Origin of the sequence: Microcystis sp. M083S1 (assembly GCF_020246405.1) — a bacterium.
GTDB lineage: Bacteria > Cyanobacteriota > Cyanobacteriia > Cyanobacteriales > Microcystaceae > Microcystis > Microcystis aeruginosa_C.
This window is the reverse complement of record NZ_JADBTB010000212.1, coordinates 1-15,733: the sequence shown is the minus strand read 5'-3', so window position 1 is coordinate 15,733 and position 15,733 is coordinate 1. Positions and strand designations below refer to the sequence as shown.

Below are 15,733 nucleotides of genomic sequence, written 5' to 3'. Positions count from 1 at the left end.
GGAAAGCTAAAAGCTAGAAACCCAGACGGGGAGCTAACCTTTAGCTGTTCTTGTTCAACGTCACAGTTATCAATGTGTGCAAGACATTGGTAACTGTTATTTTTGTTTCTTGAAGCGGGAAACCATTCCTAAACCACCCACTCCCAGAAGTCCGAGGATAGTACCAGGTTCGGGGATAGAACTAGGGGGGTCTAGGTCTTGAGTGAAGCTGTTAGTGGAAGATTGTAATAGAGAGTTACTGTGAAGACTTGTGAAGGTATCGATCACTTTGATGGGACTAGCATTGAAAGACAGAATACTGCCAAAGGCGTCAGAGCCGTTTGTGGAAGTTAGGGTGATAAGCGGAGTACCACCTAGTGTGAAAACCTTCTTGGTAGCGAGATAATTTGTGCTTCCACCCAGTCCAGATATATCTGTATCGAATATAATCGTATCGAAAACTAGGGGGGGGGTTGAAATAGCGACAATCTTGACTTTGTATTCCAATGTACCATTGGCAACACCCAAGCTAGTTTCTTCACGAAAATTTACAGTCCAAACATCTTGATTGAGAACGAATCTCAGTTTATCGCCTGCACCAACATCGCCACCGAAACTGAAATCGGAGAACAATTGGTCGCCAAGCTTAACAGAATCATATACCGTTGCGCCGATCGAGAGTCCGCCAGAAGTAATAGTAGCATTGACAAAACCATTGCCACCTACAAGTGGAACGGAAAAAGAACTAGCTTGAGCGGGGGTAGCCATAGCGGTGGCGATGCCGAGGGTAGCTACACCCCAGAGGATTGTGGTTAATTTGTTGATTGTCATGATGACTAAGTTATCGAGTGTCATTTATGGTTACTATAGACATCAAAAAAATTTAGACGAGTATTAGGCTCGTTGTTTTTTTTGTTTGTCTTGACAGAAATATAACCAAAAATCTACCCAAAAAAACAAAATTTTTAGAAGACTTTTTTGACAATATTTATATATTTTTGTCCAACTTATGGCAGTTTTTATTAAACACAATTGTCCCAAAAAATAGACAAATATACTTAGGCTTTTTTGTGAAAGTTGGACAAATAAACAGTATCTACTTTAAAAAAAATCTCTCAAATTGTTACAAAACTTTATCAAGAGAGGAACAATGGATAAAACTTAACAGTTTTGATCGTTAAAACTGGAATTGCATAAGAATTAAGGGACTTGCGCTTTGATAATGTACCTTTTGGGCGAACACAGTTCGCCCCTACATTGTGGACAAAATCCGTTACTATCGCTCAGGTTTGCTGATCACTCTAAGTAGGGGGAGAGCCTTCGATGGACCGGGCAAGATAGCCTTGATAAGGGGGGTGTCTGATAATTTTTAACGCCTACCTACTCATCTCTATCTAAAGGGGTATGACTAATTTTTATAAATCATCTAGACTCACCATTGTAGGGTGATACCAATATAAAATTGGACAACCGACTGTCTAACGTTGGACAACCTTGCCTCGATAAATTTCTTTAATTAAAACCGAGTTCTATACTATGAATACTCTCATCACTATTCGAGAAGCCTCGGATTTACTCGGAGTTAGCATTAAAACCCTCCGGCGCTGGGAACAACAGGGGAAAATTACCTCAATTCGTACCCGTGGCGGTCATCGCCGATTTCGACCGGGAGATCTCTTACAATCTGGCCAAGAAACCAGATTTATTGTTGGCTATGCTCGTGTTAATCGACCTGAACAAAAACCACAATTAGACACCCAAATAAAAGCGTTAGAAGACTTTTGTAGTCAGCAGGGTCAACCCTTTGAAATTCTCACCGATATCGGCGACGGAGTCAGCCACAATCACCCTAATTTTATGCGTCTAGTGAAGATGATTTGTCACGGTGAGGTGAAATCTCTAGTTTTAACCCATGCGGAAAGTGTGAGTCGCTTTTGTCATGATTTTATTTTGGGTTTGTGCGGTATCTTCAAAATCCAAGTTATTCTCCTCAATCAACCCCAGAAATCCATTGCAGCTGAGGATTTAGTCGAGGATATCCAATCCCTCGTCACCATCTGTTACAATAGTCTCTACCCAATACATGACCAGGCTCATCAGCAATTACTAGAACACCTAGGGGCGCTTAAGAATATCCGTGTGGGTTAAAATTACCCTTGCCGTGGGTTTCTCATCCCTCTTTTTAGTTGTCTGATGCCGCCTCTACTGTTCCCCGAACAACGGCCGAGAATAGTAATATTTTAGATGATAAAGACAATATGATCCCCCCTTGCCCTAGGGTTGATTCAAGGTAGGGTTGATTCATGAATCAACTCTACCCCTTGCCTCCCTTAAAAAAGGGGGGAAAACCAGGAAAGTTCCCTTTTCCAAGCTGGATTGAGGGGGATCAAATTGGCTAACGGCTATAATAACTCCACATTGACGGCAAATGAAACTAGAAACCACGGCGATTAAACGGATTCTCGATGCTAACCTTGACCGCGCCAGAGAAGGACTGCGAATTATCGAAGAATGGTGTCGTTTTGGCTTAGATAATCCCGATTTAGCCCAAGAATGTAAAGAAATGCGCCATCAATTAGCTAGTTGGCACTCGATCGATCTTAAACTACATCGGGACACGGCCGGCGATATCGGCAGGGATTTAAGCCATCCCAGGGAAGAAATCCGGGAGACTGTCGAGGGACTGCTGCAAGCAAATCTCGCTCGCGTACAGGAGGCTTTTAGGGTTTTAGAAGAATACGGTAAACTCTATGATCTAGAGCTAGGGATAGCCTGTAAACAGCTGCGCTATCGGGTTTATCAGCTAGAGAGTAAACTATTAATCTCTCCACCTCTGGAAAAACTGAAAGCATCTCCCCTCTATCTAGTCACTTCTCCCGCCGAAAATCTGTTAGAAATCGTTGAATTAGCCCTAAAAGCAGGTTTAAAATTGGTGCAGTACCGCCATAAAACCGCCGCTGATACCATTTGTTTAGAAGAAGCTGCTAAACTCTGTGAGTTATGCCACCGTTACGATGCTTTATTTATTATGAACGATCGCGTCGATATTGCTAAGGCCATTCATGCCGATGGTGTTCACCTCGGTCAACAGGATCTACCGATTTCCCTAGCGCGGCAATTTCTCGGCCCGACGGCAATTATCGGCCGGTCCACCACTAATCCCCAAGAGATGGCCAAAGCAATCCAAGAAAAGGCCGATTATGTGGGAGTTGGTCCAGTTTATGCCACCCCCACCAAAGCAGGAAAAACCCCGGCAGGATTGGAATATGTCCGTTATGCGCGGGAAAATTGCCCTTTACCCTGGTTTGCGATCGGTGGTATTGATAGTAGTAACATTAAAGAGGTTTTAGAGGCAGGAGCGCAACGGGTGGCTGTAGTCCGGGCCATCATGGAAGCGCAGCACCCCGATGTGGTGACACAACAATTATTAACCCAATTAAAGTAGGGTGTGGGGAGGGGGAATTATGAATTATGAATTATGAATTATGAAGTGGGGTGTGGGGTGTGGGGTGTAGGGTGTGGGGTGTGGGAATTATGAATTATGAATTATGAATTATGAAGTGGGGTGTAGGGTGTAGGGTGTAGGGTGTGGGGTGTGGGGAGAAAAAAGCTGTCTCCTGTCTCCTGTCTCCTAAATACTCCGATTAATTCATTTGTTCGTATCCAAATCCATGTCAGAAATAACCTTGCAAATCAACGGCAAAACTCAAACCTGTTTACCCGCAACTAAACTAGCGCAAATGCTAGAAAATTTGGGCATGAATCCTCGGTTAGTTGCAGTGGAATATAACGGGGAAATCCTCCATCGTCAGTATTGGGAAAACACGGAAATCAAGGAGGGGGATAAATTAGAAATTGTTACTATTGTCGGGGGGGGATAAAATAATCAACAATCGACACTTGAGGGAAAAAACTTGTTAGTTATCGGTTTAATGAGTGGCACATCGGTGGATGGTATCGATACCGCTTTAGTGGAGATTAGCGGTACGGTGGAATCTCCACAGGTGCAGTTATTAGCAGGGGAAACCTATCCCTATTCCCCCCGATTACGCGAGACAATTTTACAAGTCTGTGGGGGAGAAAAGCTATCTATTGAAGCTTTAGCCAGCTTAGATGATGATATCGCCGCAGAATTCGCCCGTGCTGCTTTAAATATCCAAAAAGAAGCCCCAAAAGCCCAATTAATCGGCAGTCACGGTCAAACCGTTTTTCATCGACCCCCTGCAAACGATCGCCTCGGTTACACGGTACAATTAGGACGGGGAGCAGCGATCGCAAAAATTACCCGTATTCCCACCATTAGTAATTTTCGCGCTGCCGATATCGCCCAAGCTGGTCACGGTGCGCCCCTAGTGCCGAAAATTGACGCTTATCTGCTTTCTCACCCCACCAAAGCCCGCTGCGTTCAAAATATCGGCGGTATTGGCAATTTAACCTATCTACCCCCCCGACAAACGGAAAATTGGCAGCAAAAAATTTTCGGTTGGGATACCGGTCCGGGCAATGTCCTTATCGATTTGGCCGTACAATTTTTGAGCCAAGGCCAACAAACCTACGACCATAACGGTCAATGGTCGGCCCAGGGTCAACCCTGCTCGGAATTAGTTCATAAATGGCTACAGGAGCCTTATTTTCAACAATATCCCCCTAAATCCACCGGCAGAGAGTTATTTAGCCCCGCCTATCTAGCCCAATTGCGCGAGGATGCCCAAGCTTATTCCCTCAGTGATGCCGACTGGTTGGCTAGTTTAACCGATTTAACCGCCATTTCGATCGCTCACAGCTATCAAACCTTTTTGCCAGAAATGCCTGCGGAAGTGCTGCTCTGCGGTGGTGGCGCTCGTAATTCCTACCTGCGCCAACGACTCCTAGCACATTTGGGGTCAAATGTCAAGCTTTTGACCACCGATGAGGTAGGATTAAATAGCGATTTTAAAGAAGCGATCGCTTTTGCCCTTTTGGCCTATTGGCGCTGGCACAATTTCCCCGGTAATTTACCGCAAGTCACGGGGGCAAAAGCAGCGGTTTTATTGGGAGAAATTTACCTATGAGCAGCATCTATGAAATATTTTCAACAATTCAACGCCAAAGGGTCAGCGATGGGCAAATAGTGCCAATTTTAAGCGATTGTGCCGACTATAAACGTCTTTTAATTCTTGTTTGGCCGCAATTGGGAGATTTTGACAGTCTCGAATACGCTTGGTGGTTAGAAAAAGAGGCGGCCCTTTGGCAAAATGCTGGGATCACCATTCGTGCCATCGGTATCGGCGATCGCAATTCAGGTTTAAAATTCGCTGAATATACGAAATTTCGGCAAGATTGGCTTTTTGTTGACCCCAAAGCTGAATTACATAATTTATTGGGACTGTATCGCGGTTTATCGTTAAAATTACCCAGATTTTCCCCCGGTCAAAATGCTTGGTTAAATCTAATTTTGATGTGTGCGGGTGTGGGTAGTCCGGGGACTCTGGCCGAAGTGCTGCGGGGTTATCTTGGCGATCGCAAAGCCCCCCAATTAATTGCCGAGGAGGAAACAATACAAGCGCGGCCTTTACCAGCTTTCCGGGGTTCCCTATTCAATCTTGCCGGGGGTCAAGGTTTTCAGCGACCTTTTGAATTAGCCACCCTGAGACTGCGTAATATGGGTCAAGTTTTGGGCAATTGGTCAACATATATCCCCGATAGTAGTTATCTCACCCAACGGGGAGGGACTTTTTTATTTGATAGTCAAGGAAAGTTACTCTATGAGCATCGAGATGGAGGTATCTTGGGCTTTGCTGAGAATATGAGTTATCCCCTCGCTTTTTTGCGGGATTAAGCTTTTTTCTTCTCCATATAGAGATTTTCGATTAAATGATACCAGTCCAAAATTTTAATCCTTTCCTGTTTCTCACCGATTTCAGGGAATAATTATCACAATAACCCTTTTGTAGGGCTTTTTGTTTCCCCATCGGGAATTATCATCTTACCTTGGCAGACCAGAACTGATGCACCACCCACAGAAACTTCCGTAATTTTACGGTTGTTTTTCTGGAACTTTAATTGTAAACTGCTGGGTCTGCCCATTTCCACTCCCTGGATTATCGTCCATTGATTCATCCCTTCCCTAGAAGATTCTAAGGCCCCTAGGTAGCCCGCTAAAGCGGCCACAGCCGAACCGGTGGCGGGGTCTTCCATAACTCCTAAACTGGGGGCAAACATTCGGCCATAGAGACGAGATAGGGGTGATTCTAGGTCAAAACAGCAGACAAAAAGGGAATTAGCGGGGGATTGTCCCAATAATGATGACCAGAGACTTAGATTTAGTTTTATTTTCCCTAAAATATCGCGATTTTTGACGGGGATGAATAAAAAAGGGAGACCGCAGGAAAAAGCGCGGGGGGGATAACCGGGTAAGAAATCGGCAACGCTTAGGGAAAGAATCGCCGCTAAATCATCGAGAGCATAAGTATCCGTCACTAATTCGGGCAATTGTGCCACTTTTAACTCACTATAGACCGGTTTTTCCCCCTCCATGAGAATTTTTACCGGTACTAAACCGACTCCTTCCTCTAGATAAATCGTGGTTTCTCGGTAAGGGGGAATAGCACCGATTAGGGCTAAAATATAGGCTGTGCCGACGGTAGGATGGCCCGCAAAGGGTAATTCGGTACTGGGGGTAAAAATACGGACTTTTTTGCTGCCTTGGGGCGTTTCTGGCGGAAAAACGAAGACTGTCTCCGAGAAGTTAAATTCGGCGGCGATTTTTTGCATCTGGGTGCGGGTTAATCCAGATGCTTCCGGAAAAACCGCCAAGGGATTACCGCCAAAAATGCAATCGCTAAAAACATCGGCGGTATAGTAGGAATAGGTAGGCACGCGGGGGATAGGGCAACAGTTATCGGAGAATTTTTTGATCTTACAACTATTTTCACCTCTGACCGCCCCCCGGTTGTCTGTCTAGGGATAGATTCTCCTTGTCAGTCCTGTTGGTTTCTATTAAGAAATAATTAAAATACAGAGTTTTTCATAAAGATAAGGTATATCTTGAATCGTCTCGGAGTCTCCTATGGGAAAAACCACAAAGACACAAAGGACACAAAGATTGATCGCTCCTATATAAGTTAAACTCATAACACAAAGAATAAGAGAGCCTAACTGCTATAGACTCTACTACTTATTCGGTTCTAATCTGGCTAATAAACTGACTAACTTATCTCTGACGGAATTGTGGGTGTATTCGTCTTCAGGGTGAGGTTTTTGATGGGGTTGTTGAAAATAGGGACGTTCCCCGTATAATTGTCCCCATTTCACATCGACTCGGTGTACTAATTCATAGAGTAATTCTTGATTGTCTAAAATTTCTTCTAGGATTAACTGTAAAGCTTGAACGGGATTATCTAAATTTTGACTGACTTTTGTTAATTCTTCATCGACGATAAGCTGTAAAATTATCTGCAAAGCTCCCGAAGAATCACCTAAATGAGCGGCAATAAATTGTTTAATCTCTGTGGTAACTTGCACCAATTTGGGGACGGGAGATTCCCCTTTGAGGAAATCCGCCCCCTCTTGAGCGATAAAATCTGCTAGGGTAAACTCGCGCCTTTCGATGATATCTTGGGAAAAATCCGGTTCTTCAGGGGTCATAAATTAAAAATATTAGCGATAATAGACTCTAGGACTTATTGTGACATTTTTAGGAATATCTATGGGCATCGATCGCAGAGAGTTTCAGCAGCGTCGTCAGCAGGTAATGGAAAAAATCGGCAATGGAACCGCAATTTTTCGCAGTGCGCCCATGGCGGTCATGCACAATGACGTAGAATACACCTATCGTCAGGATAGTGACTTTTTTTACCTGACAGGATTTAATGAACCGGACGCGGTGGCGATTTTAGCACCCCATCACCCCGAACATCAGTTTATCCTGTTCGTACAGCCAAAAGACCCAGAAAAAGAAACCTGGACCGGCTATCTCCACGGTGTGGAAGGAGCAAAGGAGATTTTTGCTGCTGATGAGGCCTATTCTATCCAAGAATTGGACGAAAAATTACCGCAATATCTCGAAAAAGCCGAACGAATTTATTATCATCTCGGACGGGACAAAACTTTTAATACAAATGTTCTCAATCACTGGCAAAAATTAATCGCCACTTTTCCCCGTCGCGGCACTGGACCGACTGCTTTAGAAGATACTAATTTTATTCTCCATCCTTTGCGCTTGCTGAAAACCGCAGCCGAATTGGACAATATTCGCCAAGCAACTGCTATTTCAGCACAGGCACATAATCGGGCCAGAGAATTTACCAAAGTTGGTCACTATGAGTATCAAATTCAAGCGGAAATTGAGCATACTTTTCGTCTAGAAGGGGGTATGGGTCCTGCTTATCCTTCTATTGTTGCTAGTGGTGCTAATGCCTGTATTCTGCACTATATCAACAATAATCGCCAAGTACAAGAAAATGAGCTTTTGTTAATTGATGCCGGTTGTGCCTACAATTACTATAACGGTGATATTACCCGCACTTTTCCCGTTAATGGTAAATTTACCCCCGAACAAAAAATTATCTATGAAATTGTTCTGGAAGCTCAACTAAAGGCGATTGAAGTGGTAAAAACAGGTAATCCTTATAATCTTTTTCATGACACAGCCGTGAGGACAATTGTGGAGGGATTAGTAGATTTAGGGCTATTGGTCGGCGATATTGATGAGATAATTAAAGAGGAAAAATATAAGCCTTTTTATATGCACAGAACTGGTCATTGGTTAGGATTAGATGTCCATGATGCAGGAGGTTATAAAGTTAACGAAGAAACTTGGCAAAATTTGCAGCCCGGTCATGTTTTAACCGTGGAACCGGGTATTTATATCGCCCCCGATATTAAACCTGCTGAAGGACAGCCAGAAGTGCCAGAAAAATGGCGAGGTATCGGTATCCGTATCGAAGATGATGTGTTAGTTACTGCCACAGGAAATGAGGTTTTAACTGCAACAGTTCCCAAAAAAGTTGAGGATATCGAATCTGAGTAAAAAGCTAGGTGTTAAAAATTGTCAGTTCCCCCCTAACCCTAGGGTTGATTCATGGTAGGGTTGATTTATAGTAGGGTTGATTTATAGTAGGGTTGATTTATAGTAGGGTTGATTCATGAATCAACCCTACCCCCCTTAAGGAGATTCAGTTAAGTTTTTTCTAGAGATTATTATGGTTGTCACCAAAGAAAAATTATATACCTTTGCGGAATATTTAAATTATCGGGACTGCACGGATAATAAATACGAATTATTTAACGGAGAATTAATTTCTATGCCTCCTGCTAGTGGCTTTCATGCTTTGATACTTAGATATATATTTAAGGTGTTAGAAAGGGAAATAGAGAGGCTACAATTAGACTGGCAAGTTATGCCCGCTACGGTGGGAATTCGCACCGATAAAGCTAAATCGAGAATCCCAGACTTAATGATTTTAACTGCTGAACAATGTCAAGAGATTAGAAATATGACCACAGCAGTGATTGAATTTCCTCCCCTGTTAGTTGTAGAAATTGTTAGCCCCGGTAATGCCGATGATGACTACCGTTATAAGCGTTCAGAATACGCAGTGAGAGGCATTCCTGAATACTGGATTATCGATCCTATTGCTCTAAAAATATCGGTTTTAACCCTGATTTCGGGATTTTATGAACTGGCAGAATTTAATCAGGAAGATAGGATAATATCGGTGACATTTCCTGATTTAAAATTAACTCCTCAAATGGTCTTTGAATAGTAAAATCTTAGCTGGAGACTTTTATGATTGCTACCCGACAAAAAATATATAGCTTTGCAGAATATTTAAATTATCAGGACTCCACAGATAATAAGTACGAATTATTTAACGGAGAATTAATTTCCATGCCTCCCGCTAGTGGCTTTCATGCCTTAATTCTTGCCTTTCTTTATGATTATTTAATGGCAGAAATTAAAAGATTAAATCTAACTTGGAAAGTTATGCCCGCTACGGTGGGAATTCGCACCGATAAAGCTAAATCGAGAATCCCAGACTTAATGATTTTAACTGCTGAACAATGTCAAGAGATTAGAAATATGACCACAGCAGTGATTGAATTTCCTCCCCTCTTAGTTGTAGAAATTGTTAGCCCCGGTAATGCCGATGATGACTACCGTTATAAACGTTCAGAATATGCGGTAAGAGGCATTCCTGAATACTGGATTATCGATCCTATTGCTCTAAAAATATCGGTTTTAACCCTGATTTCGGGATTTTATGAACTAGCAGAATTTAATCAGGAAGATAGGATAATATCGGTGACATTTCCCGATTTACAATTAACTCCTCAAATGGTCTTTGCACAGTAGCATTATTAACGATTATGACTATCCCCTTAGAAATCCAACAACGTTGCCAACAACTAAAAACAGAACTACAAAGGGCCAGTTATGCTTATTATGTTCTTGATGATCCTTTTATACCCGATAGCGTTTATGATCAACTTTATCGGGAATTAGAAGACATAGAAAAGCGTTATCCCCAATTAATCACCCCCGATAGTCCCACCCAAAGAGTCGGAGATAAAATCTCTAGTCAATTCGTTTCTGTCCGTCATAATATTCCCCTCTATAGTCTCGAAAATGCCTTTAACCTCGAAGAATTAAATAAATGGGGCAGCCGTTGGCAAAGATATGTAAATGAAACCCAAGACACGGAATATGTGTGTGAATTAAAAATCGATGGTTCCGCGTTAGCTTTAACCTACGAAAACGGCTTTTTAGTCAGAGGTGTTACTAGAGGGGATGGAGTCACTGGCGAAGATATTACCCCCAATGTGCGGACAATTCGCTCTATTCCTTTACGCTTAAATATAGATAATCCCCCGGCAATTGTGGAAGTGCGCGGCGAAGCTTTTTTACCCCTCGATACCTTCGATAAAATCAATCAAGAAAGAGAAGAAAAAGGAGAATCTCTCTTTGCTAATCCCCGCAATGCCGCAGCGGGAACCCTACGACAATTAGATCCGAAAATAGTTGATAAAAGACGCTTACAATTTTTTGCCTATACCCTGCATTTAGACGATAACCATATCACTACTCAATGGCAATCCTTAGATAGATTAGAAACCATGGGATTTCTGGTTAATCCCCACCGTCAACTCTGTCCATCCCTGCAAGAAGTGGCGCAATACTATCAAGATTGGCAAGAAAAACGTCATCAATTAGCCTACATGACCGATGGTGTCGTAGTCAAAATCAACGATTTACAGCGACAAAATCGGTTAGGATTCACCCAAAAATTCCCCCGGTGGGCCATCGCTTTAAAATATCCAGCCGAAGAAGTCCCCACGGTAGTTAAAGATATTATCGTCAATGTGGGACGCACCGGCGCAGTCACACCCATGGCGGTGATGGAACCGGTACAGGTAGCAGGGACCACCGTACAAAGGGCTACTTTACATAATAGCGATCGAGTGGCCGAATTAGATATCCGAGTCGGTGACACGGTAATTATCCGCAAAGCGGGGGAAATTATCCCGGAAGTGGTGAGAATCCTGCCAGAATTGCGTCCTCCCCAGACTTTACCCTTCCAGATGCCCACTAATTGCCCTGAATGTCAATCTCCCCTAGTCCGTCCGGTGGGGGAAGCGGTGACGCGCTGTGTTAATAGTTCCTGTCCAGCGATTTTGCGGGGAAGTGTGGTACATTGGGCCAGTCGCGATGCTCTCGATATCCGGGGATTAGGGGAAAAAGTGGTGATTTTGCTGATTGAACAGGGATTAGTTACCGCTATTTCTGACCTCTACAGCCTCGAAAAAACGGAAATTGCCAAATTAGACCGAATGGGCGAGAAATCCGCCTTAAATTTGATTACAGCTATGGCTCAAAGCAAAAATCAAAGCTGGTCGAGGGTACTTTATGGGCTAGGAATCCGCTATGTGGGCAGTGTTAACGCCAAAATTCTCGCCGAAAGTTTTCGGACAGTGGAGGAGTTAGCTAACGCCAGCGTGACTAATTTAGCCTCTGTCTATGGTATCGGTGAAGAAATCGCTCAATCGGTCTATGATTGGTTTAGAATCGCCGCTAATCGGGATTTAGTCGCTAAATTACAGGCAGCGGGTTTACAATTTGCCGCAGCAGCAAAAACCACCACCACAAAAGCGACTTTAGCAGGGAAAACCTTTGTCATTACTGGCACTTTACCAACTCTCAAACGGGAGGAAGCGAAAGAATTAATCGAAAAAGCCGGGGGGAAAGTGACGGGTTCTGTCAGCAAAAAAACTGATTATTTAGTGCTAGGAGAAGCGGCTGGTTCTAAGCTAGAAAAAGCCCTAGAATTGGGCATTACTCAGCTAACTGAAGCACAATTACTCGAATTAATCGAAGTCGAAAAAGTCTAGTCAAATCTGGATTATTTCATTAACATAAAAGACAAGTTCATCCTTAAAAAATATCAACCAAACTGGGCGATAAACCTGATTTAATCCAGAAACAAACTCATCAGATAAATAGTCAATTTTTAAGGACGAGAAAAGTAACATTATATTAAGTAAATGTCTCTGGTTAAGGACTTTTTGCTATTCTGAGGAATAGGTATATAGTGCTAGTCCTCAAGGATATTCAAACTCTCTCTAACTTTTTATAGAAAAACATAAATAACCAGGGGGTTATACTAATGATAACTTCAGAGTTGGCTTCTTTAATTATCGGCATTGAAGAAAATGTGCGGCCAGAAAGCGAATATTATGGCAAGCTAGTCGAATGGCGAGAAAAATATCAAACGTGGCATTATGGAATTAGCTTATCGAACACGCATTTCTTTAGTTTAGGAACTCTAGAAAACCAAGAACTGCAACTCCTAAAACGCCACGATATTCGTGATTTTGACCTGAGAATTCTTCCTGATGTTAAATCACTCTTTGAAAGCGACGAAGTTATAGAACGACTTAAATATGCTTTGAGATGGTTAGATGATTTACCAGAAAACTCATCTCAGAAAACAATTACGGGTAGGCGTTTAGCTTTTTTGATATTGACAGGCAATCCAGATTATGAATATTCTGGAGATATAAAACCAATTCCCCCCGACCGAAGTTATGAGGATTATTTAAAGCAAGTTTCACCGAAGCTTCAACATAGCAAACTTGGAGATTTTTTGGGCAATCGAAAAATTTTGCCTTACATATTCTTGTTTTTGTTTGCCTTTTTAATAGTTGTTGCAATTGGTCTAATAAATGATGGTTATGGGTTCGTCACTGATATGCCCTGGCTAAGGGGGATACTTCCATTATTATTATTACTACTTATTATAGCCAATGTAGCGATAGTATCTAACTGGATATCAAATTTTAAATGGTCGGGCTTTCAGAAAAAAAGTTTTTGGGATTGGCTACAATTATTGATAGTACCTCTAATGTTAGCCCTGGGTGCTTTCTATCTGAATTCTGCAGCCGACTTTAGAGATTCTCAAATTGCACAAGAGCGAAAACAGCAAGAAATTTTGACTGATTATTTTTCCAAAATGCAAGGTTTAATTGTAGAGACAAAAAAAAGTAAACAAACACCCGGTTCTAAAGAATCAAATTCAGAGGAAAGGTTACTGCTAGAATTTAGACCGACTGCTAAAGCTTTAACTCTCTCTGTTTTAGAACAATTGGATGGTAAACGTAAAGGAAAAGTTATCACTTATTTAGCTGAATCGCAGCTAATTACTGTTGATAATAACAAGCTATATCCTCAGCCAGAAATTAACTTATATGGAGCAAATCTCGCAGGTATGGTACTAAATGATGTTGATCAAGTTGAGACGGTGAATAAAAGGCGATTAGGAGTAGCAATTACTGGGGCAGATATGACAGACTCTACTATTAAAAATGTAAGATTATTTGTGGGTTCACAACTACGAGAATCTAAGTTTATTCAAGCAAATCTAACAGATGTTTACTTCACTAATGCTGATATGCAAGGTGTACAATTCATCAAGAGTCAAATGACTGGCGTAGATTTCTCTAATACGATTTTGTCGAATACAAGGTTTGATAATGTCGAGACAACAAAGATAATAATTTCACCAGACACTAAACTTGATGATGCTTGTGCTAACGAAGGAGAAATTGTTTTAAATACTAAACCTTTTAAGAAAGGAGAAATTAATTTAGACGCTATATCTATTAAGAAATGCGAGAAAAGACTTGAGAGTAGCCAATAAATTTGAAACTTATTTAACAATTATAGGGAGCAAAATAGTATGAAAAATCGAAAGTGTTTAATTTTAGCTACTTTGATATTAAGTATTGGTCTTGCTGGCCAAGTATCTTCTCAAACTGCTTACTATGGAGTTGTTTATGGTTCAGATCGAGGTATTCAACAAGCACAATGGGAAATAGAACAACTGCCGAGACGATTGCCACAATATGGAGGCAAAAATAAGCTATTTAAACGAAAAGGATTTTATGTGAGTGTCATCTTATTCCCAACCAAGCAAGATGCTAATAACGCTCTACCAATAATAGAGAATGAATATAAAAGAGGCTCATTTGTCAGACCTCTTAACGATTGGTGTCGTCCTAATTGGAGTAACTATAGAACGGCAATAAATGGCATAAACTATTATGACTGCGGAAAATAAGAAATCCCTGTCAGAAAAACTAGGGTGATCGAGGAATAATCGCCCTACATTTGTTTTGATGTTTACTTGATAAATAAGCTCTAAGACTAGAGCAAATCTACTGAAGTATTATCGATTAACCCAGCAACAGCATTAAGATAATCATTAAGTTCCATTTTGTGAGCTTGGGCAAATAAATTAAGGGTTTCTACCTTTGTTCCTTCCCCCTGTTCAATGCGTCTCACTTGGCGCTCGGATACTCCTATAATATCTGATTGTCGCAGTTGATGCTGTTTGCGTAAAGAGGCAATCGCTCGACCAAAAATCTGATCATGTTTTAATTTAATCGCTGCAAACTTTTGTTTTGCTACTGGTTCAATCACACTCAAAAAAGCCTCTACATCAAGATGAATGTCCACGACTGGCCAATGAATATAACTACCATCTTCTGCTATAATAAACTTCTCTCTTTCTTCTAGAGGAATACGCTGTAAAGCTGGCATAGATGCAAAGGGAATTTCTAGCTCATTGAGATCACAGCGACTGATTAATAAACTTTCCCCAATAACTAAAGCTGTGGCGATTAAATGCTCTTGCGCTCCCCAAATCCAAGCATTAATTACCCTTGTGGGTAAAGTAAAATCTCGATAAACGAGGGTATTTCGCAGGGTGCGTAAATTGGCCCGTTTAAATAGTTGCGGCAAGCAGATAGAATCAATGTCTGCTCGGATAAAAAGACCTCGCAGATGATGTTTATCATTAGCATTTCTGGCAATATCTGACACTGCTTTTAAACTGGTCAAAGAAGTACAAATAAAGATGTTTTTTAAAGAATCAATATTCTTTAAATCTGGTAAAGAAAGAATCTGCACAGATTGAGACTCTGGCAAGAAATTATAAATTTCTTTATCCTCAATTATAACAGTAATTTCTGGCTTATTTAACATGATTAATTCCCCTGCGTACAGACTTTTGCCTCCCATTCAATCAGGAGCGCAGAACGATTGGCTAAAACGTGGTCGAGTATTTGCTTTTTTGGCTCTTCGTTACTTGGTATGATTCGATCAGGGGGCATAAATCGACTAAATCCTTATATGGCAAGAGACTCAATTGATTAGCTCGTTCTAGATAGAAAACAATTGGCAAAAATCGAAGCAATGTCTTTCTGTGTAAGGGTT

The 15,733-nt window shown here is 41.6% G+C and carries 15 protein-coding genes; 11 read left to right on the top strand and 4 right to left on the bottom strand.

The window, feature by feature from the left end; all coding sequences use genetic code 11:
- Positions 1-96: 96 nt before the first annotated feature.
- Entirely contained in the window at positions 97-810 is a 714-nt protein-coding gene (locus tag IM450_RS19585) for a PEP-CTERM sorting domain-containing protein (protein WP_287667535.1), read from the bottom strand.
- Between the two features lie 705 nt (positions 811-1,515).
- On the opposite strand from IM450_RS19585, the gene IM450_RS19580 reads away from it, so the two are divergent.
- The 5 genes from IM450_RS19580 to IM450_RS19560 all read left to right on the top strand — a co-directional run bounded on the left by IM450_RS19580 (position 1,516) and on the right by IM450_RS19560 (position 5,797).
- Complete coding sequence (locus IM450_RS19580; protein ID WP_002801613.1) at positions 1,516-2,127, top strand: IS607 family transposase; 612 nt, start codon at positions 1,516-1,518, stop codon at positions 2,125-2,127.
- Between the two features lie 280 nt (positions 2,128-2,407).
- Positions 2,408-3,424 (top strand): thiamine phosphate synthase, encoded by a 1,017-nt coding sequence (locus IM450_RS19575; protein WP_287667532.1) that lies wholly within the window; start codon positions 2,408-2,410, stop codon positions 3,422-3,424.
- Between the two features lie 226 nt (positions 3,425-3,650).
- Complete coding sequence (thiS, locus tag IM450_RS19570; RefSeq protein WP_002800362.1) at positions 3,651-3,860, top strand: sulfur carrier protein ThiS; 210 nt, start codon at positions 3,651-3,653, stop codon at positions 3,858-3,860.
- 33 nt (positions 3,861-3,893) lie between these two features.
- Positions 3,894-5,030: an anhydro-N-acetylmuramic acid kinase gene (locus IM450_RS19565; protein ID WP_409772250.1), complete on the top strand. Its 1,137-nt coding sequence runs from the start codon at positions 3,894-3,896 to the stop codon at positions 5,028-5,030.
- Positions 5,027-5,797, top strand: coding sequence for a peroxiredoxin-like family protein (locus IM450_RS19560; RefSeq protein ID WP_287667529.1), 771 nt, complete (start codon positions 5,027-5,029; stop codon positions 5,795-5,797). The genes IM450_RS19565 and IM450_RS19560 overlap by 4 nt, the downstream gene beginning before the upstream one ends.
- A 95-nt stretch (positions 5,798-5,892) precedes the next feature.
- Here the strand turns inward: IM450_RS19560 and IM450_RS19555 are convergent, their stop codons facing one another.
- Positions 5,893-6,837, bottom strand: coding sequence for a PhzF family phenazine biosynthesis protein (locus tag IM450_RS19555; protein WP_287667526.1), 945 nt, complete (start codon positions 6,835-6,837; stop codon positions 5,893-5,895).
- 294 nt (positions 6,838-7,131) lie between these two features.
- Positions 7,132-7,605: a hypothetical protein gene (locus IM450_RS19550; RefSeq protein ID WP_002800369.1), complete on the bottom strand. Its 474-nt coding sequence runs from the start codon at positions 7,603-7,605 to the stop codon at positions 7,132-7,134.
- Between the two features lie 61 nt (positions 7,606-7,666).
- Here IM450_RS19550 and IM450_RS19545 point away from each other — a divergent pair, with 61 nt between their 5' ends.
- From IM450_RS19545 to IM450_RS19520, 6 genes are all read left to right on the top strand, one after another.
- Positions 7,667-8,989 (top strand): aminopeptidase P N-terminal domain-containing protein, encoded by a 1,323-nt coding sequence (locus tag IM450_RS19545; RefSeq protein WP_287667521.1) that lies wholly within the window; start codon positions 7,667-7,669, stop codon positions 8,987-8,989.
- Positions 8,990-9,161: 172 nt separating this feature from the next.
- Positions 9,162-9,725 (top strand): Uma2 family endonuclease, encoded by a 564-nt coding sequence (locus IM450_RS19540; protein ID WP_287667518.1) that lies wholly within the window; start codon positions 9,162-9,164, stop codon positions 9,723-9,725.
- 23 nt (positions 9,726-9,748) lie between these two features.
- Positions 9,749-10,315: a Uma2 family endonuclease gene (locus IM450_RS19535; RefSeq protein ID WP_287667515.1), complete on the top strand. Its 567-nt coding sequence runs from the start codon at positions 9,749-9,751 to the stop codon at positions 10,313-10,315.
- A gap of 14 nt (positions 10,316-10,329) precedes the next feature.
- A complete protein-coding gene (gene ligA, locus IM450_RS19530) occupies positions 10,330-12,348 on the top strand; it encodes an NAD-dependent DNA ligase LigA (protein ID WP_287667512.1) in 2,019 nt (672 codons plus the stop codon).
- Between the two features lie 275 nt (positions 12,349-12,623).
- Positions 12,624-14,156: a pentapeptide repeat-containing protein gene (locus IM450_RS19525; RefSeq protein WP_287667509.1), complete on the top strand. Its 1,533-nt coding sequence runs from the start codon at positions 12,624-12,626 to the stop codon at positions 14,154-14,156.
- Positions 14,157-14,195: 39 nt separating this feature from the next.
- Complete coding sequence (locus tag IM450_RS19520) at positions 14,196-14,576, top strand: hypothetical protein (protein ID WP_287667506.1); 381 nt, start codon at positions 14,196-14,198, stop codon at positions 14,574-14,576.
- 86 nt (positions 14,577-14,662) lie between these two features.
- Here IM450_RS19520 and IM450_RS19515 read toward each other — a convergent pair whose 3' ends face one another.
- The gene (locus IM450_RS19515) at positions 14,663-15,502 is read right to left on the bottom strand and encodes a DUF2442 domain-containing protein (protein WP_287667504.1); all 840 of its coding nucleotides are present in this window, start codon (positions 15,500-15,502) and stop codon (positions 14,663-14,665) included.
- Between the last annotated feature and the right edge of the window lie 231 nt (positions 15,503-15,733).